The organism is Alcaligenes sp. HNGD-HTN06, from assembly GCF_049932565.1.
Classification (GTDB): Bacteria; Pseudomonadota; Gammaproteobacteria; order Burkholderiales; family Burkholderiaceae_B; genus Alcaligenes; species Alcaligenes ammonioxydans.
In genome coordinates this window covers 1,077,439-1,099,573 of record NZ_CP187782.1, presented here as the reverse complement: position 1 = coordinate 1,099,573, position 22,135 = coordinate 1,077,439, and the positions used below count along the sequence as shown (strand labels likewise).

21 protein-coding genes are annotated in these 22,135 nt (G+C 57.8%); 7 read left to right on the top strand and 14 right to left on the bottom strand.

Going from position 1 to position 22,135, the window contains the following annotated elements:
• Nucleotides 1-167 precede the first annotated feature (167 nt).
• The 3 genes from thrC to alaC are packed head-to-tail and all read right to left on the bottom strand — an operon-like array spanning nucleotide 168 to nucleotide 4,059.
• Nucleotides 168-1,577, bottom strand: a complete 1,410-nt coding sequence (thrC, locus tag ACOZ42_RS05025) for a threonine synthase (protein ID WP_003802433.1) — start codon at nucleotides 1,575-1,577, stop codon at nucleotides 168-170.
• Entirely contained in the window at nucleotides 1,577-2,875 is a 1,299-nt protein-coding gene (locus ACOZ42_RS05020) for a homoserine dehydrogenase (protein WP_426345616.1), read from the bottom strand. The genes thrC and ACOZ42_RS05020 overlap by 1 nt, the downstream gene beginning before the upstream one ends.
• On the bottom strand, nucleotides 2,872-4,059 hold the full coding sequence (gene alaC, locus ACOZ42_RS05015) for an alanine transaminase (protein WP_426345615.1): 1,188 nt from the start codon (nucleotides 4,057-4,059) through the stop codon (nucleotides 2,872-2,874). Before alaC ends, ACOZ42_RS05020 begins: the two co-directional genes overlap by 4 nt.
• 169 nt (nucleotides 4,060-4,228) lie before the next feature.
• Between alaC and ACOZ42_RS05010 the strand changes: the two genes are divergently transcribed.
• From ACOZ42_RS05010 to ACOZ42_RS04990, 5 genes are all read left to right on the top strand, one after another.
• On the top strand, nucleotides 4,229-4,672 hold the full coding sequence (locus tag ACOZ42_RS05010; protein ID WP_059318555.1) for an Mth938-like domain-containing protein: 444 nt from the start codon (nucleotides 4,229-4,231) through the stop codon (nucleotides 4,670-4,672).
• Nucleotides 4,669-5,136, top strand: coding sequence for a peroxiredoxin (locus ACOZ42_RS05005; protein WP_219235842.1), 468 nt, complete (start codon nucleotides 4,669-4,671; stop codon nucleotides 5,134-5,136). Before ACOZ42_RS05010 ends, ACOZ42_RS05005 begins: the two co-directional genes overlap by 4 nt.
• Before the next feature lie 52 nt (nucleotides 5,137-5,188).
• A complete protein-coding gene (locus ACOZ42_RS05000) occupies nucleotides 5,189-6,913 on the top strand; it encodes a PhoH family protein (RefSeq protein ID WP_415302200.1) in 1,725 nt (574 codons plus the stop codon).
• A gap of 203 nt (nucleotides 6,914-7,116) precedes the next feature.
• Nucleotides 7,117-8,109 (top strand): 4-hydroxythreonine-4-phosphate dehydrogenase PdxA, encoded by a 993-nt coding sequence (pdxA, locus tag ACOZ42_RS04995; protein WP_003802439.1) that lies wholly within the window; start codon nucleotides 7,117-7,119, stop codon nucleotides 8,107-8,109.
• Nucleotides 8,106-9,077 (top strand): bile acid:sodium symporter family protein, encoded by a 972-nt coding sequence (locus ACOZ42_RS04990; RefSeq protein ID WP_219235839.1) that lies wholly within the window; start codon nucleotides 8,106-8,108, stop codon nucleotides 9,075-9,077. Before pdxA ends, ACOZ42_RS04990 begins: the two co-directional genes overlap by 4 nt.
• Nucleotides 9,078-9,242: 165 nt before the next feature.
• On the opposite strand, the gene ACOZ42_RS04985 is transcribed toward ACOZ42_RS04990, so the two are convergent.
• From ACOZ42_RS04985 to ACOZ42_RS04935, 11 genes are all read right to left on the bottom strand, one after another.
• A complete protein-coding gene (locus ACOZ42_RS04985; protein WP_003802442.1) occupies nucleotides 9,243-10,613 on the bottom strand; it encodes a replicative DNA helicase in 1,371 nt (456 codons plus the stop codon).
• A 273-nt stretch (nucleotides 10,614-10,886) separates the two neighbouring features.
• Nucleotides 10,887-11,342 (bottom strand): 50S ribosomal protein L9, encoded by a 456-nt coding sequence (rplI, locus tag ACOZ42_RS04980; protein ID WP_003802443.1) that lies wholly within the window; start codon nucleotides 11,340-11,342, stop codon nucleotides 10,887-10,889.
• 18 nt (nucleotides 11,343-11,360) lie between these two features.
• A complete protein-coding gene (gene rpsR / locus ACOZ42_RS04975) occupies nucleotides 11,361-11,633 on the bottom strand; it encodes a 30S ribosomal protein S18 (protein ID WP_003802444.1) in 273 nt (90 codons plus the stop codon).
• Nucleotides 11,634-11,722: 89 nt separating this feature from the next.
• Nucleotides 11,723-12,040: a primosomal replication protein N gene (priB, locus tag ACOZ42_RS04970; protein WP_003802445.1), complete on the bottom strand. Its 318-nt coding sequence runs from the start codon at nucleotides 12,038-12,040 to the stop codon at nucleotides 11,723-11,725.
• 13 nt (nucleotides 12,041-12,053) lie between these two features.
• Nucleotides 12,054-12,452 carry a 30S ribosomal protein S6 gene (gene rpsF, locus ACOZ42_RS04965; RefSeq protein ID WP_003802446.1) on the bottom strand — a complete coding sequence of 133 codons (399 nt, stop codon included), beginning with the start codon at nucleotides 12,450-12,452 and terminating at the stop codon, nucleotides 12,054-12,056.
• A 143-nt stretch (nucleotides 12,453-12,595) separates the two neighbouring features.
• Nucleotides 12,596-13,399 carry a GTP cyclohydrolase FolE2 gene (folE2, locus tag ACOZ42_RS04960; protein ID WP_003802447.1) on the bottom strand — a complete coding sequence of 268 codons (804 nt, stop codon included), beginning with the start codon at nucleotides 13,397-13,399 and terminating at the stop codon, nucleotides 12,596-12,598.
• 149 nt (nucleotides 13,400-13,548) lie between these two features.
• Nucleotides 13,549-15,414, bottom strand: coding sequence for a 1-deoxy-D-xylulose-5-phosphate synthase (dxs, locus tag ACOZ42_RS04955; protein WP_003802449.1), 1,866 nt, complete (start codon nucleotides 15,412-15,414; stop codon nucleotides 13,549-13,551).
• 115 nt (nucleotides 15,415-15,529) lie between these two features.
• Nucleotides 15,530-16,438, bottom strand: a complete 909-nt coding sequence (locus tag ACOZ42_RS04950) for a polyprenyl synthetase family protein (RefSeq protein WP_003802450.1) — start codon at nucleotides 16,436-16,438, stop codon at nucleotides 15,530-15,532.
• Nucleotide 16,439: 1 nt separating this feature from the next.
• Complete coding sequence (locus ACOZ42_RS04945) at nucleotides 16,440-16,706, bottom strand: exodeoxyribonuclease VII small subunit (RefSeq protein WP_003802451.1); 267 nt, start codon at nucleotides 16,704-16,706, stop codon at nucleotides 16,440-16,442.
• Between the two features lie 639 nt (nucleotides 16,707-17,345).
• On the bottom strand, nucleotides 17,346-18,197 hold the full coding sequence (locus ACOZ42_RS04940; protein WP_426345614.1) for a sulfurtransferase: 852 nt from the start codon (nucleotides 18,195-18,197) through the stop codon (nucleotides 17,346-17,348).
• A gap of 1 nt (nucleotide 18,198) precedes the next feature.
• Complete coding sequence (locus ACOZ42_RS04935) at nucleotides 18,199-19,098, bottom strand: DMT family transporter (protein ID WP_051010444.1); 900 nt, start codon at nucleotides 19,096-19,098, stop codon at nucleotides 18,199-18,201.
• Between the two features lie 246 nt (nucleotides 19,099-19,344).
• Here ACOZ42_RS04935 and htpX point away from each other — a divergent pair, with 246 nt between their 5' ends.
• Nucleotides 19,345-20,226, top strand: a complete 882-nt coding sequence (htpX, locus tag ACOZ42_RS04930) for a protease HtpX (protein ID WP_131071405.1) — start codon at nucleotides 19,345-19,347, stop codon at nucleotides 20,224-20,226.
• A 184-nt stretch (nucleotides 20,227-20,410) separates the two neighbouring features.
• Nucleotides 20,411-22,075, top strand: coding sequence for a Na/Pi cotransporter family protein (locus tag ACOZ42_RS04925; RefSeq protein WP_059318791.1), 1,665 nt, complete (start codon nucleotides 20,411-20,413; stop codon nucleotides 22,073-22,075).
• Nucleotides 22,076-22,135 lie beyond the last annotated feature (60 nt).

Genomic DNA, 22,135 nt, shown 5'->3' with positions numbered 1-22,135 from the left:
TCGCCTTGTCTGTCTGAGCGCCAGGCACAGACAAGAGGCAAAAAACCCCGATTGATGCTTTCCTGATTCGCCGACTGAACAAGGATCTGAGCCGCGGGAACAGCAAAATCGGGGTTTTAAACCAGTCTTAGACCGGCGCCTGCTCATCACAAGCGCAGTGACGAGTATCAGCGCGGGGCATGTGCCTCGATATAGCGACGCACTTGGGCCACGTCCGCATCCATCACCACCACTTTCTGTGGCAAATCAGCCAGACCGGCCAGGTGCGCTGGCACGGGAGCGGGCTGACCAATGGCCTCTTCAATGGTCTCGGAGAACTTAGCGGGCAAGGCGGTTTCCAATACCAGCATGGGAATGCCATCTTCACGGTAGGCCTGGGCCACTTTGACGCCATCGGCCGTGTGCGGATCGATCAGCGTCTGATACTGCTCGTTCACCTGGGCGATCGTGTTCAACCGGTCCTGGTGCGAGCTGGCACCAGCCACAAAGCCGAACTCTTCCTGGAAGCGTGGCAGATGCTCGCTCAGATCGAACTGGCCTTCTTTGGCCAATTGTTCCCACAATGCCTTGACCTTGCTGCCATCGCGGCCCAGCAGATCAAACACAAAGCGTTCGAAGTTGGAAGCGCGGGAGATGTCCATGGACGGGCTGGACGTGGCGTATGTCTGCTCGGAACCACGGGGACGATAAATACCGGTGCGGAAGAACTCTTCCAGCACATTGTTTTCGTTGGTGGCCAGAACCAGCTTGGCGATCGGCAGACCCATCTGGCGGGCAATGTGACCCGACAGAATATTGCCAAAGTTGCCCGAAGGAACAGCAAAAGAAACTTTCTGACCGGCCGCTGTGGTGCTGCGCAGCCAGCCCCAGAAGTAGTACACCACCTGAGCAGAAATACGCGCCCAGTTAATGGAGTTCACGGCACCCAAATGCCATTGGGACTTGAACTCCAGGTCGCCTGCCAGGGCCTTGACGATGTCCTGGCAATCATCGAACACCCCCTTCACCGACAGGTTGTGGATGTTTTCATCCTGCAGGGAGTACATCTGGGCGCGCTGGAACGCACTCATGCGACCGTAAGGCGAGAGCATGAACACGCTGACGCCACGCTTGCCGCGCAAGGCATATTCAGCCGCCGAACCCGTATCACCGGATGTGGCGCCCAGAATGTTCAACGTGCTGCTGCGCTTTGTGAGTACGTATTCAAAAACCTGGCCCAGGAACTGCATGGCCATGTCTTTAAAAGCCAGGGTCGGACCTTGGGACAAACCCAGCAAAGCAAAACCGGGCTCCAGCTCCTTGACAGGCACCACCTGCTCGCTGTCGAACACACCGGGTGCGTAAGCGCGGGCAGTCAAGGTAGCCAGTTCGTCAGCGGGAATGTCCGTGACAAACAGCCCCAACACCTTGGCGGCCAGTTCGGGATAACTCAGCGCGCGCCAGGATTCCAGCATCTGGGCGCTGACCTGAGGGTAGCTTTCCGGCATGGCCAGACCACCATCGGGAGCCAGACCTTCCAGCAAGATGTCCGAAAATGGTTGGGCCTTCATGCCGCCACGCGTGGATATGTAATTCATTACAGGTTCTCCACGCGCAAACGGGTCACGGCAGACTGTACAAAGGGCAGATTCTGAATCTGGCTGATTGCGCCATTGATGGCACCTTCACGCGCTTCGTGCGTCAGGAAAATGATGTCGGCCTGCTCGCCGGCCGGTTCCTGGAACATGGAACCAATCGAGATCGAGGCTTGAGCCAGAATACGGGCCACATCCGCCAGCACACCTGGACGGTCGTCCACACGCAAACGCAGGTAGTACGAGGACACCACTTCATCCATAGGCAGGATGGGCGTATCGGACATGGCGTTATGCTGGAAGGCCAAATAAGGGACACGGTGCTCGGGTTCTGCCGTTTGCAGACGGGTGACGTCCACCAGGTCGGCCACCACGGCCGAGGCCGTGGGCAAGGCGCCGGCACCGGCGCCATAGTACACGGTCTGGCCCACGGCGTCGCCGTGCACCAGCACCGCATTCATGGCACCTTGCACATTGGCCAGCATGCTTTGCAGCGGAACCAGTGTGGGGTGGACGCGCAGCTCAATGCCTTCTTCACGAGCACGAGTAATACCCAGCAGCTTGATGTTGTAGCCCAGGCGTTGTGCGTGTTGCAGGTCTTCCAGTGCCAGGCTGGTAATACCTTCCACGTGGGCCTTGCTGAACTGCACCGGAATACCGAAGGCCAGAGAGGCCAGCAGGCTCAGCTTGTGCGCCGCGTCCACACCTTCAATATCGAAAGTAGGATCCGCTTCGGCGTAACCCAAACGCTGGGCATCGGCCAGGGCTTCAGCAAAGCTGACGCCACGATTGCGCATTTCGGACAGGATGTAGTTGGTGGTGCCGTTGATAATGCCGGCCAGCCACTGAATACGGTTGGCCGTCAGGCCTTCGCGAATCGCCTTGATGATCGGAATACCACCGGCCACAGCGGCTTCAAACGCCACCATGACACTGCGCTCGTGAGCAGCAGCAAAAATCTTGTTGCCATGCTTGGCCAGCAGCGCCTTGTTGGCGGTAACCACGTGCTTGCCCTGGGCAATCGCTTCCAGCACCCATTCGCGTGCCACGGTGTCGCCCCCCACCAGCTCGACCACAATGTCGATCTCGGGGTTGCGCACCACGTCCATGCCGTCCGTGGTCAGGGTGACTTCGTCCCCCACCAGCGCGCGTGCCTTTTCCAGGTCCCGCACAGCAATGGCGACCACCTCGATACGGCGACCGGCGCGGCGAGCGATTTCATCTGCGTTGCGTTTCAATACGTTCCAGGTGCCGCTGCCAACCACACCCAAACCCAGCAAACCTACTTTGATAGGACTCATTGAACAAATCCGTCCTTACGGAACATTTCTTTGATGCCGCGTACCGCCTGACGGGTACGTTGCTCGTTTTCGATCAGCGCAAAGCGCACATAGTTGTCGCCATACTCACCAAAGCCGATGCCGGGGGATACGGCTACTTTGGCATCGCTCAGTAAGCGCTTGGCAAACTCCAGCGAACCGATGTCCTTGTAGAACTCGGGAATCTTGGCCCAGATATACATTGATGCCTTGGGAACATCGACCATCCAGCCTGCCTCATGCAGGCCCTTGGCCAGTACGTCGCGACGGCGGCGGTATTGCTCCACCACCTCCTTGACACAATCTTGTGGCCCTTCCAGCGCCGCAATGGCAGCCACCTGAATCGGTGTGAAGGTGCCGTAGTCGTGATAGCTCTTGATCCGTGCCAGCGCATTGACCAGGGACTCGTTACCCACCATGAAACCAATACGCCAACCGGCCATATTGTAGCTTTTGCTCATGGTAAAAAACTCGACGGCTACCTCACGCGCGCCTTCCACCTGCATGATGGAGGGGGCCACGTAGCCGTCAAAGGTAATGTCGGCATAGGCCAGATCGTGTACCACCAAAATACCGTGCTCACGAGCCAGCGCCACAATACGCTCAAAAAAGGACAGGTCCACGCACTGGGCCGTCGGATTGCTGGGGAAACCCAGAATCATCATTTTGGGTTTGGGAATAGACTCGCGAACGGCTTTTTCGATCTCATCAAAAAAGTCCACTCCGGGAACCATCGGTACCGAACGGATATTGGCACCGGCAATGACGGCACCATAAATATGAATGGGGTAGCTGGGGTTGGGCACCAGTACGGTGTCGCCTTTATCCAGGGTCGCCAGCATCAAATGGGCCAGACCTTCCTTGGAGCCGATGGTAACAATCGCCTCGCGATCCGGGTCCAGATGCACATTGTAGCGGCGCTCGTACCAATTGGTCACGGCTCGACGCAAACGCGGGATGCCTTTTGAGACAGAATAGCCATGTGTGTCCGGACGGCTAGCGGCCTCGACCAGCTTTTCCACAATATGCGCTGGTGTCGCACCGTCCGGGTTTCCCATGGACATATCAATGATGTCCTCGCCACGACGGCGGGCAGCCATTTTCAGCTCGCCTGTAATGTTAAACACGTAAGGCGGCAAACGCTCGATGCGCGGAAAGCGAATCATGACATTCCTTGATGAGAGAAAAGCGAAGACCCCAACCAGAAGGCGCGAAGTAAATCAAAGAGTTTAATCCATGATTGACTGACTGAGAATCACTGCAAACAGATCAGCTGCCGCATCGTCGCTGACGCTTTGCGCTATCATCGATAGCTGAAAACCGGAGAGACTCATCGTGCAACTGCAACGCGAACATAACCCCGCCCTAAATGCCATCACCGCCTACGGTGAGGACTACGTGGCGATCAACTTTCAAAACCACGATCATTCCATCTTCTTTAGCCCTGAAGGACCGGTGCAGACCCTGGCTATTCAAAGCGCTTCCGAGCTGACTGCTGCCTTGCTGCGACAAATTGCGGGACTGGAATCGCTCAAGCAAGACCCCATGGCCTTTCTGGATGACGCCCCGCCCGCACGCCCGGACAATGCGCCGGAACTGATTTTGATTGGGACCGGACAGCGTCAGCATTTTTTGCACCCTGCCGTCACCCAGGAAATGCTGCAGTGGGGCATAGGGGTGGAAATCATGGATACCCAGGCCGCTGCCAGAACCTACAATATCCTCATGTCCGAAGGCCGCAAAGTCGTTGCCGCCTTACTCATACAGGAAAAAGCATGACAGCCGTAAAAATAGGTGCCCCCATTCCCGACTTTTCCGTGCCCTCCACGCAGGGCGAGTTCAGCGCGGCTGATCTTAAAGGAAAAATGACAGTGTTGTACTTTTACCCTAAAGACAACACCCCGGGCTGCACCACCGAATCCCAGAATTTCCGTGATGCCCAGGCCGAATTTGAGGCCGCAGGCGCGCAGATCATTGGTGTTTCGCGCGACTCGCTAGGTTCACATGAGCGCTTTATCAACAAGCAAGGTCTGACCTTCCCCTTGCTGGCCGACACCGAGGAGCGCTTGTGCGAACTGTTTGGGGTCATGAAAATGAAAAACATGTACGGTAAACAGGTACGTGGCATTGAGCGCAGCACCTTCTTGATCGACGCCCACGGGGTCTTGATTCAGGAATGGCGTGGCATCAAAGTGCCAGGCCACGTCCAGGCTGTATTACAGGCTGTCCAGCAAACCGCCTGAAACCTTACCGTGTCGGCCCGCGGGCCGACACACAACCAGGAGTACGTGTTATATGCCGCTACCAACGTTGCCCACCAAGCTGGGAACCCTGCTTAGCGAAAAAGATGACAGTGTCATCCTTGCCGATCCACCCGTACAACCAGACGAACCCGACACGCCCCCTGCCCGTCCTGCCGCTGCCAGCAACAAGGCAGCTGCCACGCCCCGCGCCAAAAAACCTGCGCCCGCAGAAACAGCGCCCGCAGCCCCGACAGCAGTGCCCGCGCCTGCCACCGCCGCCAAGACCGCTCCCGCCAAAAGTGCGGCAGCCAATCCGGCTCAGGCCCCCAGGCCTGCAGCCGGGACGGCCAGCAAGCGCACCCGTCTGGCTCCCACTCAGCGCAAACTGTTTGTGCTCGATACCAACGTCTTGCTACACGACTCCAATTCGCTGTTCAAGTTTGAGGAACACGACATCTTCCTGCCCATGATGGTGCTCGAAGAGCTGGATCACCAGAAAAAAGGCCTGTCCGAAGTGGCTCGCAATGCGCGTCAGGTCAGCCGTTCCTTGGAAGGCTTGGTAGGCGATCATGGCCTGGACAAGCCCATCAATCTGGATGGCATCGGCAATACCGAAGCGCGTGGCGCCGTCACCTTCCAGACCAGCGCGCTCGATACCAGCCTGCCCATCCAGCTACCGCTGGGCAAGGCGGACAACGCCATTTTGGCCGTGGTCAACGCCCTGACCAAAAGCATGCCCAAGCGCGAAGTGGTTCTGGTGTCCAAAGACATCAATATGCGCCTGAAGGCCAAGGCCCTGGGCCTGCTGGCCGAGGACTACCGCCACGACCACGTGCTGGATGACTCCGACCTGCTCTATGACGGTGTCATGCCTTTGCCGGACAATTTCTGGACCAAGCACGGCAAGAACATGGAATCCTGGCAACAAGGTGGCACCACCTTCTACCGCATCAGCGGGCCGCTATGCAGCCAGTTCATGGTCAACCAGTTCGTGTTTACCGAAGGCGACGATCCCCTGTACGCCCAGGTACGCGAGACCGCCGGCAACACCGCGGTGCTGGCCACCTTGCGCGACTACAGCCATGGCAAGAACAATGTCTGGGGCATTACGGCTCGCAACCGCGAGCAGAATTTTGCCCTGAACCTGTTGATGAACCCCGATTTTGATTTCGTCTCGCTGCTGGGCCATGCCGGTACGGGTAAAACGCTGCTGGCACTGGCCAGCGCGCTCACCCAGACGCTGGAGACCAAGCGCTACAACGAGATCATCATCACCCGTGCCACCGTGCCGGTGGGAGACGACATCGGCTTTCTGCCCGGCACTGAAGAAGAGAAAATGCAGCCCTGGATGGGCGCTCTGGAAGACAACCTGGAGGTACTGCATCTGGGTACCGGCAAATCGTCCAGTAACCTGAGCAACCCACAAGGCTCGGAGGCGCCGCGCAACTCCACCATGGAGCTGGTACGTTCCAAGATCAAGGTCAAATCCCTGAGCTTTATGCGCGGCCGCACGTTCATGAACAAGTTTCTGATCATCGACGAGGCACAGAACCTCACGCCCAAACAGATGAAAACACTGGTGACGCGCGCTGGCCCAGGCACTAAAATCGTCTGTCTGGGCAATATTGCCCAGATCGACACACCCTATCTGACCGAGGGCAGTTCAGGGCTGACCTATGTGGTAGACCGATTTAAAGGCTGGCCACATGCCGGTCACATCACCCTGCAGCGTGGGGAACGCTCCCGCTTGGCCGATTACGCCAGCGACGCGCTCTAAACGGCATCCCTGCTCACTCAAACCGGGTCATGAACCCGGTTTTTTTTTAGCCAGGCTGCCCTAAGGTAAACAGCTCCCTCGGGGCAGCACGCCATAGGCGCGGCGTGAAGTGTTTGTACCGTCAGTCCAGCCCCCGGCAAAATGCTCCCCGCAGGGGAACCAGCCAAAGGCGTAGCGCAGAAGTTTTTTTTATAGCCATTATCATGAACCGAACCGAACAACCCATTGGGATCACCATGGGCGATGCTGCCGGCATAGGCCCGGAAATCATCGCCCGTCTGATTGTTGAGGGTCTGCCCCACCCGGCAGTCGTCTATGGCGATGCTGGTGCCCTGCGCCGCGCCTTGTCCGTGATCGGCGCTGACCCGCACTGGCGTGTCCAGGAAATGACGCAAGCGATTTGCCCTCCTGCGGGCGTCATTGCCGTTCTCAACCGTTGGCAGGCTCTGCCCGCTGATCTCCCTTATGGGCAGGTCAGCGCCCAAGCCGGACGCGGCGCGTATGAGTATTTGTGTCACGCTATTGATGATGCCCAGGCCGGACTGATACGCGCTATTGTCACCGCACCACTCAACAAGCTGGCCATGCAAAAAGGCGGTATTGATGCCCCTGGGCATACTGAAATTCTGGCCGAACGCAGTCACACAGAGCACTACGCCATGATGCTGGCCAACGAGCACTTGCGCTCCATTCTGGTCACCATTCACGAACCGCTGGCACGCGTCCCTTCCCTGATTACGAAAGAGCGCGTGCTGCAAACCATACGATTGGCACAACTGGCCTGCACCCAAGCGGGGATCGCCAAGCCACGCGTGGCGGTGGCCGGTTTGAACCCCCACGCCGGTGAAGGCGGAAAGTTCGGCCTGGAAGACATAGAACAGATCACCCCGGCTATTGAACAAGCCTGCGCCGAAGGCATACAAGCCAGCGGCCCCTGGCCCGGTGACACGATTTTCATGCGTGCCCGTCAGGGGGAGTTCGATATTGTGGTGGCCCAATATCATGACCAGGGACTGATTCCCATCAAGCTGCTGGGCCTGGACGAAGGGGTGAACGTGACGGTGGGCCTGCCCTTTATCCGCACCAGCGTGGACCATGGAACCGCGTACGACATCGCCGGACAAGGCAAGGCCGATGCCTCCTCACTGCGCTATGCCTACCGTATGGCCCTTTCCATGAGCGCTTACCAGGCATGATCAAGCGTTTACCGATTGACCCGTTCTTGCTGAAACTGTTTGCTACCGTTGCACTGGCCAGTCTGCTGCCCGCCCAAGGCTGGGGCGTGCCACTGTTTCAACACATCACGCAGATTGCCATTGCACTGTTGTTCTTTCTGCATGGCGCCCGCCTGTCACGCGAGGCTATCTGGGGCGGCCTGTCCCACTGGCGTTTGCACCTGCTGATTCTGTCCGTTACCTTTTTGCTCTTCCCGGTTCTGGGCAGTGGCGTGGCAGCCGTGCTGCGCCCCTGGCTAACCGACAATCTGTACTTGGGGATTCTGTTTCTGGCTTGCCTGCCCAGCACCGTGCAATCTGCAGTGGCTCTGACCGCCATGGCTAGGGGGAATGTGCCGGTGTCGATTTGCAGCGCCTCTGCCTCTACGCTGCTTGGCGTATTCATCACTCCCCTGCTGGTCGGCATCATGTTGGCCGGAGCGACCAGTGCCCAGGCAACGGTATCCCTGGAGGCGGTGGGAAAAATCATGCTGCAACTGTTTTTCCCCTTTGTCTTCGGGCATCTGCTGCGCCCCTTGATCGGAGCCTGGGTCATGAAACGCCAGCAACTGCTCAAAGTCGTGGATCAGGGCTCAATTCTGCTGGTGGTGTATACGGCTTTTTCAGGCGCTGTAGTAGGCGGACTCTGGACCTCTACGCCGCTCAGTGCCTTGGGACTGATTGTGCTGTCCAACGCCATTCTGTTGACCTTGGCGCAGGTGCTGGCCTGGAATCTGGGACGCTGGCTGGGTTTTTCCTTTGAAGACCGAGTCAGCTTGCTGATGTGCGGTTCCAATAAAAGCCTGAGCAGCGGCATCCCGATTGCCAACGTGATTTTCCCCAGCGTCATGGTGGGGCCTGTCATCTTGCCCATCATGCTGTTTCACCAGTGGCAGCTTCTGGTCTGTGCGTGGTTGGCCAAGCGACTGGCGGCCGGCCGCGGAGACTAAAAAGACGAGGGCCCTTGGGAACGATTGACTGAGCCGGGAATCAGGCGGGCAAGACGATAAAAAAGAGGGGCCCGACAATGTGCACAGGCCCTTCCTATTGTTTTCCTTCCGTATCCGCTACAAAGCGCTACCTGGGCAGCCCATTGCACACTGCGGCGCCCGTCGTCATGTAGGCATGTAATCCAGAAAGCGCGTACTGGCTCCCGCAAAGGTCAGGCGCACCGAACCAATCGGGCCGTTACGCTGCTTACCGATAATGATTTCAGCCGTGCCTTTATCGGGCGAGTCTGGGTTGTAGACCTCGTCACGGTAAATAAACAAGATCAAGTCAGCATCCTGCTCAATAGCGCCTGATTCTCGCAAGTCACTCATCACCGGGCGTTTGTTAGGACGTTGCTCCAGACTGCGGTTCAACTGCGACAAAGCAATCAAGGGACAGTTAAGCTCTTTAGCCAGACCCTTCAAGGAACGACTGATCTCGGAAATTTCCGTCGCCCGGTTCTCACCACCACTAGAGGACATCAGTTGCAGGTAGTCGATAATAATCAGGCCGAGCTGCCCACACTGACGAGCCAGCCGCCGTGCGCGTGCCCGCACCTCCATGGACGACAAGCCGGGGGTTTCATCAATATAGATCTGGGCTTCCTGCACTTGCTGAACAGCATGCGTCAGGCGCGGCCAGTCATCTGCCGTCAACTTGCCGGTACGCATGCGGTGCTGGTCCAGCAACCCTACCGAACCCACCATACGCATGGCCAACTGCACCGCGCCCATTTCCATGGAGAACACGGCGACGGGCAGGCCCTGAGCAATCGCCACATGCTCGCCAATGTTCATGGAAAAGGAGGTTTTACCCATGGACGGACGTCCGGCCACAATCACCAGGTCCCCTGGCTGCAAACCGGAGGTCATCTTGTCCAGGTCGACAAAACCCGTCGGCACGCCCGTCACTTCCGAGTCGCCCTCACGGTGGTACAGCTCGTCAATGCGCTCCACCACCTGACTGAGCAAGGGCTGAATTTCCAGAAAACCCTGCGAACCACGCGCTCCTTCCTGGGCGATCTGAAACACCCGCGTTTCGGCCTCATCCAAAATCTGACGGGCTTCTTTACCTTGTGGATTGAAGGCAGCAGAGGATATCTCGTCGGCCACGGTCACCAGCTTGCGCAGCGTGGAGCGTTCACGCACGATCTCGGCATACCGACGAATGTTGGCCGCCGAAGGCGTGTTATGCGCCAGGGCATTCAAATAGGCCAGCCCCCCCACCTCCTCCTGCTTGCCCGCCACGGACAGAGACTCAAATACGGTGACGACGTCGGCAGGCCGGGCCAGTCCGATCAAACGGGTAATGTGTTGCCAGATCAGCTTATGATCAAAACGATAAAAATCCTCGTCGGTGACAATGTCGGCCACCCGGTCAAACGCGGCATTATCGAGCAACAAGCCACCGAGCACCGACTGCTCCGCCTCGATTGAATGAGGCGGGACCCGAAGGTAATCCAGCGTTGAATCGGATTTGGCTGACTTGCTTTCCATGCATATACCTTCAAATCAAGGAAAAAAATCGACGCCGCAGCCCGCAAAATGCGTTGCGCGGTCTTAAGCAGGAGGTGTATCTGGGGTCAGAACAGTCAGACTCAATAAGAGATTGAGCCAACAGGACCGGATGCGGCAGTACAAACAGGCTCGGGCGCGATCGCATTGCCCGGGCAGGCTGGAGAGAAAACAAAAAAGCCGGCTTGCACCGGCTTTTTCTAGCTTGGCAGATACACTCCAAAGAAGAATGTACCATGCGTCAACGCACTAGTCTTAGGCGACGTCGCCTTGAACCACAACGTTGATTTCAGCGATCACGTCAGGGTGCAGAGCAACCTGGACAGGGTACTCGCCCACAGCTTTGAGGTGACCGTCGATCAAACGAACCTGGGTCTTGACCAGATCTTCAAAGCCTGCTGCTTTCAGCGCATTGGCGATGTCCATGGTGGTCACGGAACCAAACAGACGACCATCCACACCGGCTTTCTGAACCAGCGTGAACGTCTGACCGTTCAGCTTTTCGTTCTGAGCCTGAGCAGCGGCCAGCTTTTCAGCCTGCAGCTTTTCCAGTTCGGCACGACGTGCTTCGAACTCTTGCAAAGCAGCAGCCGTTGCACGGCGAGCAACTTTACGTGGCAGCAGGAAGTTACGGGCGTAACCATCACGTACGCGCACGACATCACCCAGATTACCCAGGTTGGCGACTTTTTCGAGCAAAATAACTTGCATGACTAAGGTTCCTCTGGATTATTTGTGGTTGTCGGTGTACGGCAACAGAGCCAGGAAACGAGCGCGCTTGACGGCGGTGTCCAGCTGACGCTGGTAGTGAGCTTTGGTGCCCGTCAAACGTGCAGGGATGATCTTGCCATTTTCCTGGATGAAATCACGCAGGGTGTCCAGATCTTTGTAATCAATTTCTTCAACGCCAGCGACGGTGAAGCGGCAGAATTTGCGGCGCTTGAACAGTGGGTTCTGTTGTGCAAATTTGCGTTTTTTGTCTTTGCCTCTACGGAAAGCCATTTTGTGCCTCGTTAGTAACCGGGCTATACCCGGGAGAATTCAGTGTGAAGCGAGGTGTTGAACACTTCGCGACGATCGAGCCAGACCAGTCAGACCGTAACAGAGCCTTGTCCCGGAAAGTGACGCTGATACTGCTGTACATGCAGCACCAGACGCGTCGAACCTTTACGGGCCGGGGCTATAAAACCTTGTAGCTGCAAATGGGCTCCCAAAGGAGTGTCTGCCAGACCCAAGGCGTTATTGCCTAATGCCACTACCTGCATCGTCAATGCGATTTGCCGGGAGTGACCGGCTTCCATTACGGAAGATTCGTGTTCCAGGACCAATTCCAGAGCAGGGACACCAGCCGGCGTATAACGCAAAGGCTTGATGTCGATAAGCTGGCCGGCAAGAGAGAACTGGTTCACGCAGTCGGAGCTATTACTCTTCAGCTTGAGCTTCAGCGTCAGCCGCTGCAGGAGCGCTGGCTTCGGTGCTTGCTTTACGTGCTTCTTCGCGTTCGACGGACTTCATCATGACCGAAGCGCCTTCAGGGGCTTTCTTCGTGCCAGCGACGAGGTAACGCAAGATGGCGTCGTTGTAGCGGAAGGAATGCTCCAGCTCGTCCAAGGTGGACTGACCGCATTCGATGTTCAGGCACACGTAGTGAGCCTTGACCAGTTTCTGGATAGGGTAAGCCAGTTGACGGCGGCCCCAGTCTTCCAGACGATGAATAGCACCGCCTTCGGAAGTAACAATCGCCGAATAGCGCTCGATCATGGCGGGCACTTGCTCGCTTTGATCGGGATGCACAATGAACACTACTTCGTAGTGACGCATGGAACAACTCCTTGTGGATATCGCCTACTACCCGCTGCTAAAACAGTCAGGCACCAAGCGCGACAGCCCGCCCATTCAATCCGGGTCGAGCAAGAAACCATAGATACTAGCACCAAAAAAGCCTGACTGACAAGCCAAAAGCCTTAGCCCTGCACGCTTGCGTAGGCAGAGTGATTATGAATCGACTCGAAATTCTCGGCTTCGATGCTATAACGCAACACTCCGGGCAGACTGCGCACGCTGACAGCCACATCCCGAACCAGATCTTCGACAAATTTGGGATTGTCGTAGGCGTACTCGGTCACGTATTTTTCATCAGTGCGCTTTAACAGGCCCCAAAGCTGACACGAAGCCTGCTCCTCCACCGACCGGATCAAGGCGGGCAGATCCAGAGCGTCCGGATGGGAAAAAACGGCTTGCACGGTCACATGCGAGCGCTGATTATGCGCACCGTATTCGGAAATTGCTTTCGAGCAGGGGCACAGACTGGTCACGGGAACCAGCACGGACAGCTCGAACTCGGGCTGGTCATCCACGCCAACACGCGCCGTCCAGCTGACGGTGTAATCCATCAGGCTGGCCACTCCCGATACAGGCGCGACTTTTTCAAGAAATACGGGAAAAGTCGCTGTCATATCGCCACGACCGGCGTTCAGCAAAGGCAGCATGGCCTGGGCCATCTGTACAAAACCGGCTGGGGTCAGGGCTTGACGGCGATACTCTTCCAGCAAGGCCACAAAGCGCGACATATGGGTGCCTTTTTCTTCCGGCGGCAAAGCCACCGTCAACTCCCATTGCGCCACGGTGGGCACGGCCTGCCCCTGCAGATCCAGCATCATCGGATGCCGCACCCCGCGCACACCCACGCGCTGAATTGCAACACGGCGTGTATCCATGCTGCTTTGCACATCTGGCATGGCCAAGGGCGATTCCGACACTGTATTCATATCCATCAGCTTCAGCGACGGCAGAGCCGCCACTGTAAATAAAAAGAATAATTGATGATTATCTTACGCTTATCGCAAGCGAGCTTCGATAACCTTAACAAGAACGCGCATATTGGGGTATTTAAACCCTAAACTGTGCAGAAATTGCCTCATTCCTCGAACAGACTTGAGAAACGCGCACGAATGGAGCGTTCAATGCCAACCGCATCCAGACCCAAATCCTGAGCAATTTTCTTTTGGTCGCCGTGATCGATGAACTCGTCGGGGTAAGCCAGCTGCAAAACGGGCATGACCAGCGCTTCACGGCTGATAAATTCCAGCACGGCACTGCCTGCGCCACCCATCAGACAACCCTCTTCCACTGTGACAAAAGCCTGATGGCTTTGCGCCAGCTCTTGCAGCAGGGCCTCGTCCATGGGTTTGACAAAACGCATATCCACCACGGTGGCATCCAGTGCCTCGGCCGCTTTCAGGGCTTCGTGCAACACTGGGCCAAAAGCCAGAATCGCCAGATTTTTGCCCTGACGACGCAAATTCGCCTTGCCCAGCGGCACGGTGTTGAGTTCCTGACTGACCGGCGCCCCAATGCCGGCACCCCGCGGATAACGCACCGAGCTGGGCCCGGGATGCTGGTAGCAACAGGTCAACAGCAAGCGAGTTTCATTTTCATCCGACGGCGTGGCAACGACCATGTTCGGAATGCAACGCAAAAAAGCGATGTCGTAATTGCCCGCGTGGGTCGCCCCGTCGGCCCCCACGATTCCGGCACGATCCAACGCAAAGGTCACGTCCAGATTCTGCAAGGCCACATCGTGAATCAACTGATCGTAGCCACGCTGCAGAAAGGTCGAATAAATAGCCACAACGGGTTTTTGCCCCTCACAGGCCAAGCCGGCCGCAAAGGTGACAGCGTGCTGCTCGGCAATGCCCACATCGAAATACCGGCGTGGAAACTGCTGCTCGAACTCCACCATCCCACTGCCCTCACGCATGGCGGGGGTGATACCGTACAAGCGTTGGTCGTGTCTGGCCATGTCACACAGCCACTGACCAAAAATCTGGGTAAAGGTCGGACGCGGCTTGGTGGCAGGTTTGACCAAACCCACGGAGGGATCAAATTTGCCAGGGCCGTGATAGAGCACAGGGTCAGCCTCTGCCAGCTTGTAGCCCTGCCCTTTGCGGGTGACGACGTGCAAAAACTGCAAGCCGCCCAGATCGCGCAGATTGCTCAGGGTAGAGACCAAGGCATCCAGATCATGGCCGTCGATCGGACCGACATAATTGAAACCCAGCTCTTCAAATAAGGTAGCGGGCGTCAGAATCCCCTTGGCATGGCCTTCAAACTTGCGCGCCAGATCCAGTACGGGCGGTACATGCTGCAAAACAGCACGACCTACATTCTTGGCAGCGGCATAGAAACGGCCCGACATCAGGCGCGCCAAATAGTGATTCAGGGCACCCACGGGTGGCGAGATCGACATGTCGTTGTCGTTCAGGATCACCAGCACATTCACATCGGGAGTCACGCCTGCATTGTTCAGGGCCTCGAAGGCCATACCGGCCGTCATGGCTCCATCGCCGATCACGGCGATATGCTGACGTTCGATACCGGCATTGCGCGAGGCCACGGCCATACCCAGCACCGCCGAGATGGAGGTGGAGGAATGCGCGGTGCCAAAATCGTCGTATTCGGACTCGGAGCGCTTGGGAAAGCCCGAAATACCATCTTGCTGACGCAAGCCGGCCATTTGTTCGCGCCGGCCAGTCAGAATCTTGTGCGGATAGGACTGATGACCCACATCCCACACGATACGGTCGTGCGGCGTCTCAAACACATAGTGCAAGGCCGTGGTCAATTCAACCGTGCCCAGATTGGACGACAAGTGCCCACCGGTTTTGGATACAGACTGCAGAACAAACTCGCGCAACTGACGGGCCAGCTCGGGAAGATCGCGTTGATCAAGCTGGCGCAAGTCGGCGGGAGAGTGGATCTGCTCTAGGGAAACGGTTGTCATACTAAAAGACGTCTATCCGGGCAAATAAGTGAAACGACTGTCCAAGAACAATCGCCAATCGGCTATTGTAAAACGCTTCGCGGCCTGTGCCAAAGTCACACAGACCGGCAACGGTCTAATGATCGCGGCCCACGATGTAATCGGCCAGTTGCGTCAGGCGTGTCGCGGCAGGCCCCAAAGGTCGCAACGCCAGTTGGGCCTGCTCATTGAGCGCCCCCAGCAACTCTCGCGATCCTTCCATACCCAGAATGGACACATAGGTGGGCTTGTTATCAGCGGCATCCTTGCCCGCCGTCTTGCCCAAGGTCTCCGTATCCGCGGTGACATCCAAAATGTCGTCCACAACCTGAAAAGCCAGACCCACAGCCTGGGCATATTCCTCCAGGCCATTGCGCACGGTAGACGAGGCGCCTGCCACAATACCGCCCAGCAATACACTGGCCTGCAGCATGGCACCGGTCTTCATGCTGTGCATTTCCTGCAGTTGATCGCGATCCAGGGCAATACCCACACTATCGCAGTCAATGGCCTGACCGCCCGCCATACCGGCACTGCCCGCAGCCTGAGCCAACTGGGTGATCGCCTGCACGATGAGAGCGGGCGCAATTGGCATTTGCGCCAACAGCTCGAAGGCCAAGGGCTGCAAAGCATCGCCAGCCAGCATGGCGCAGGCTTCGTCAAACTGCACATGCGTGGTCGGACGGCCGCGACGCAGCTTGTCATCGTCCATGCAAGGCAAATCATCGTGTACCAAAGAGTAGGCGTGAATCAGCTCCACGGCTGCAGCCGCCAACTCCAGAGCTTTTTGTTGCGCAGCGGCCATCGGCTTGCCTTGCAAGGCAGCCTCACCGGCAGCATACACCAGGGCGGCACGCACACGCTTGCCCCCCCCGAGCACGGAATAACGCATGGCCTCGTGCAAACGAGCAGGCTCCTGACTGACTGGGGGCAAGGACTGATCCAGTACATGTTCAGTTTGCTCAACCCGAGCCTGAAGCCAATCAGAAAAACTGGTAGAACTCATCTTAACTATCTCCAACGGCCTCATCCCCGGACAGGGGACGCAACAGATTGCCTTGCAATACGCTGACCTGTTCTTGGGCAAGGTCCAGCTTGCGTTGACACAACTGGGCTAACTCCACGCCCTGCTCATACGCCTGCAAGGCTTGCTCCAGCGGCAACGCCCCACTTTCCATACGAGCGACCAGCGCCTCCAGTTGCGCCAGAGCGGACTCGAAATCCTGCTGGGCTGGCGCCTGGGCGCTTTGATTATCATCGCGAGATTTAACCATAATTATTCCTGATCAATGAGGGCGGTCCGGACAAGCCGACACCCAATTGGAAGTGGCATTGTACGGGAGCTGGCGCGGGAGGGAAGTCTACAATCCGGATAGAGAGCCGGTACAAAAAAGAAAAATGCCCCCCACGCTGCGCCTGCGGCTTGCTGCCCCCCCAAGGGGGGCGCTTTTTACCTTGGGGCGGCCCGGCGGTAAAAACATGCCCCCCACGCTGCGCCTGCGGCTTGCTGCCCCCCCAAGGGGGGCGCTTTTTACCTTGGGGCGGCTCGGCGGTAAAAACATGCCCCCCACGCCGCGCCTGCGGCTTGCAACTACCCAAGGGGACTCTTTTACCTTGGAGAGGTCCGGCGGTAAAACATGCCTCCACGCTGCATCTGCGGCTTGCGGCCCCCAGAGGGGAAACTTTTACCGTGGGGCGACCCGGCGGTAAAACGTGCCTCCACGCTGCATCTGCGGCTTGCGGCCCCCAAAGGGGAAACTTTTACCGTGGGGCGACCTGGCAGTAAAACATACTCCATACTGCACCAGCGGCTTGCAGCTCCCCACGGGGACTCTTTTACCTTGGGGAGGCCCGGCGGTAAAAAGGCCGCCCGTGGGCGGCCTTTTCAATTCTGCCAGGGTGGCAGGGCAAGCCTAACTGCGCGCTACGGGGCGGCTCGCATCACTCACCCATTCACTCCAGGAGCCCGGATAAAGACCGGAACCCGTCAGGCCTGCCAACTCCATCGCAAAAAGATTGTGACAAGCGGTAATACCTGAACCACACTGATGTACGACCTGATGGGCAGGAGTGGCACCCAGCAAATCCTGAAACTCCTGACGTAACTGCGCTGCCGGCTTGAAACGCCCCTGTTCATCCAGATTATTCAGATGGGAACGATTCAAGGCGTCGGGGATATGGCCGGCCACGGGGTCCATCGGCTCCACATCTCCCCGATAACGCTCCGCAGCGCGCGCATCCAGTACCGTGAAAACAGGCGTCGTCAGGTTTTTGAGCACTTCCTGAGTGCTGACCGTAGGCATGGCGGCGTGCTCAGGCAGGCTTACCGTGCCAGTGGACTGAACCGGCGTGGCGGCCCCTTGCTGCTCGGCTCCCCCCACCTGTTGCCAGGCTTGCCAGCCGCCGTTCAAAATAGCGACCCGGGAGTGCCCCAACCAGCGCAGCATCCACCACATATGGCTGGCAAACAGCGCCCCCTGGGCGTCATACACCAACACCTGCGTGTCATCGCTCAACCCTTTTCCCTGCAAAAGCTGGGCCAGCTCCTGACGGCTGGGCAAAGGATGGCGGCCATTGAAACCCGTCTTGGGCGCGGCCAGATCCAATTCATGATCCAGAAAAATTGCCCCGGGAATATGTCCTTGCTCATAAGCGCGCCGCCCGGCCTGATGATCGGCCAGATCATGGCGTACGTCCAGAATCAACCACTGCGGATTGTTCAGCTCGGCCTGGACCTGCTCGGCGCTAACCAGAAATTCAAACACCTCATGCCTCCTTGACAGAAGCCTGCTCCTGCGCCGCGGCCTGACCTCGCAAGATACGATCCTCGCTGTAGGTACGCCAGGCCGACAACAGGCCAGACCCAATAATCAATCCCATGCCCGCCCATGCCAGCCAGTCGGGCACATCGCCCCAGAACGCTATGCCAATCAGGGCAGCAAAAATAATGGTGGTGTATTGCAGGGCCGCGGTCAACAAGGCCGAGCCCAGCCCGAATGCCCGTGTCATGGTCAACTGCCCGAACAAGCCCGACAGGCCCACGCCCAGCAAAGCCAGCCAGGCGCGCCAGCTCAGCTCCCGCCAACCTTCCCACAGCAGGCCAAGCAGGCTGGAACAGACGACAAAACAGGAAAACAGAAGCACCGTGCGCCATTCGGGTTCGCCAGAACGCCCCAAAGCCCGCACCTGCATCATGGCGACGGCGCTTAGCGCGCCGGCACACAGGCCCAGCATGGCCGCCCACCACTGGTCGGGAGTAATACTGGGGCGCAGTACGCCGATCACCCCCATGAAACCCAGCAGCACCGCGATCAGACGCACAGGATCGCGCTGGGTACCGCCCCAGGCGAGCATCCAGCAGGCAATAAACAGGGGAGCAGTGTAGTTAAGGCTAACCGCCGTGGATAAAGGCAGATTGGCCAGGGCCAGAAAGCCCAGCCACATGGAGCTGACCCCCGACACATTACGTCGGATATGCAGCTTCCAGCTTTGCGGGGCCAGCCTCAAACCGCGACTCTTGGCCCAGAACACCAATAGCAGAACCGACGGTACACCCCGGAACAAAACGATTTGTGCCATCGAGGCCCCCGCATCGGCGGACACTTTGACGCAGGCCCCCATAATGGCAAACATGGCGCAGGCTACCAGCATCCACAATGACTGCATGTGATCAGACCAGATTCAGTGATAAGGGAAAGCCATTACTATACTCCCCACCTTGTAAAAGTGGTCCGCCACCCCCATATCCAGACCACTTACACAACAGCAGGCAAGACAGCCCACGAAACTATCTTGTCCAAAAGCTGACTAAAAGCTGACTATTTTATTTTCACGCCTGGAATCAAGGCTAAAATTCGCGCAGATCGTGTACTCACGGTCACGCTTTTTTCTGTCACACCGGAATCCGCATTCATGAAACGAATTGTCCTTTTCTTAATAACCAACTTGGCCGTCATGCTGGTGCTCAGCGCCTCCATGAATATTTTGGGTGTGGGACGTTACCTGAACGCGCAGGGTCTGGACCTGACGCAACTGTTGATCTTCTCGGCCCTGGTCGGTTTTACCGGCGCCATCATTTCCCTGCTGATGAGCAAGTGGATGGCCAAGCAAAGCGTGAACGCCCGCGTCATCGACCCGAACGCCCCTGCCAACGCCGAAGAGGCCTGGCTGGTCGACACCGTGCATCAGTTGGCTGACCGTGCCGGTATTGGCCGCCCGGAAGTAGCCATTTACGAAGGCGAACCCAATGCCTTTGCCACCGGTGCGTTCAAGAATGATGCGCTGGTCGCCGTGTCCACCGGTTTGCTGCGCGGCATGACCGAAGAAGAAGTCATGGCCGTGCTGGGCCACGAGGTCGCTCACATCGCCAATGGCGATATGGTGACCCTGACCTTGATCCAGGGTGTGGTGAACACCTTCGTGATCTTCCTGGCCCGTCTGGCCGGTTACTTTGTGGACCGCGTGCTGCTGCGTAATGATCGCGATGTGGGCATGGGTTACTACGCCTCGGTTTTTGTGTTTGAGCTGATTTTTGGCGTACTGGCCTCCATCATCGTGGCCTGGTTCTCACGGCAACGGGAATACCGCGCCGATGCCGGCTCTGCCCAACTGCTCGGTTCGCGCCAGCCCATGATTCACGCCCTGGCCCGTCTGGGTGGCATGGCGCCGGGCGAGCTGCCCAAGAACTTTGAAGCTGCAGGTATTTCGGGCGGTCGCTCCATCAGCGCCATCTTCGCCTCGCACCCGCCGATTGCCGCACGCATCCAGGCACTGCAAAGCGCCCAGTCCGTGTAAGCACCCCGGCACTCAAGCCAGACAAAACGCTCCGCAAGCCTAGGTGCTTTCGGAGCGTTTTTTGCAGGCTTTCTGCCTGCCTGCCCGTCGTCATCCGCCTGCGCGCCAGCCCTCTACCAAGCGAATCGGTGTGTCCGTAATCTGGGACTCACGCTTGTAAGAGGCGCTGGGCTATTATTTAGCCATGAAAGAAATCTTCGCACTTCTCGATTTCGGGGGTTATATCGCTTTGCTCCTGTGGGGTATCCACATGGTGCAAAGCGGGGTTCAGCGCGCATTCGGTGCCGAGCTGGGCATCTGGATGGGCCACGCACTGGGACGGCCACGACGCGCGTTCTTTGCCGGCGCCGCGATTACCGCAGCCATTCAGAGCAGTACCGCCACTGGCTTGATGATTACCAGCTTTGCCGCTACCGGGATGGTCGCCCTGGTGCCAGCCCTGGCCGCCATGCTGGGCGCCAATGTGGGCACGACGCTGATCGTGCAATTGCTGTCCTTCAAGATGACCGCGCTGGCCCCTGCCCTGATTCTTCTGGGAGTTTGGCTGTTCCGCTCGCAAGAGCCGGGACGACGCCGTGATCTGGGACGGGTCTTTATCGGCCTGGGCCTGCTGTTGCTGTCTTTGCATGAACTGGTGGGACTTTTCTCGCCCATTCAGGATGCTCCCTTGCTGCAGACCATCCTGGAAGCCCTGGCCGGCAGCCCCATGACCGGCATGTTGCTGGCCGCCCTACTGACCTGGGCCGCTCACTCCAGCGTTGCCATCGTGGTGTTGATCATTTCCCTGGCCAGCCACCAGCATATGGACCCGCAACTGACCTACGCCCTGGTCCTGGGTGCCAATGTGGGCACTGCCATCAACCCGATTCTGGAAGGCGCCGGCAGCACCAAAGACCCCGCCAACAAACGTCTGCCGATTGGCAACCTGGGCACCCGGCTGTTCGGCTGTCTGATAGGCATGATTCTGCTGCCCTGGATTCCCGATCTGATGAGCTGGTTCACCCATGACCCGGCCCGCGCCGTTGCCAACTTCCATACCTTCTTCAATCTGGCAGTGGCCGCCTTGTTCCTGCCTTTGCTCAAACCCTATTCGCGCTTGCTGAGTCGCTATCTGCCCCGTCGCACAGACCCGGACGATCCCGGCCTGCCCTTATACCTCGATCAGTCGGCTCTGGAAGTCCCTGCCGTGGCCCTGGGCAATGCAGCTAGGGAAGCCCTGCGCCTGTCCGACATGCTGCAGGAAATCCTGGATACGGCACGCCAGAACATGCTTAACAACAGCACCCACAGCATTAACCACGCACGCTATATCAGCAATGCCGTCAATCGCCTGGAGCCTTTGATTACCACGTATCTGGCCCGCCTGGACCAGGAGAATCTGAACAAGAAAGATACCCGCCGCCTTAACGATATTCTGACTTTCTCGACCAATATCTCGCATGCCGCCACCATCAGCGTGAACGGCTTGCTCAGCCATACCGCCAAGTTGCGCAAACAGGGCTGGATATTGCAAGCGGAAGAACAGACGGAAATTGGCAAGGTCATGGACAGGCTGATTCGCAATCAGCGTCAGGCAGCCGCGCTGTTTGTGGCCGAAGACGTCAAAACCGCCCGCTTCCTGGCTTTTGAGAAAGATTTTTTCCGCGAACTGGAAGTGGCCGCCGCCGACCGCCATATTCGCAAGATCAAAGCCGGCCAACTGGATTCGGCCGAGCAAGGCTCCCTGTATCTGGAAATCTTGCGCGACGTGCGCACAATCAACTCGTATCTGGTCAGTGCCGCCGCCTATCCCATTTTGGCCAAGCACGATGAGTTGCTTCCCAATCGGGTGCGCTCCAACGACGACTGAACGCTACAGTCCTTCGGTGACCAGGAACACGGCGCCAGACAAGCGCAAAATAGCCTCGTG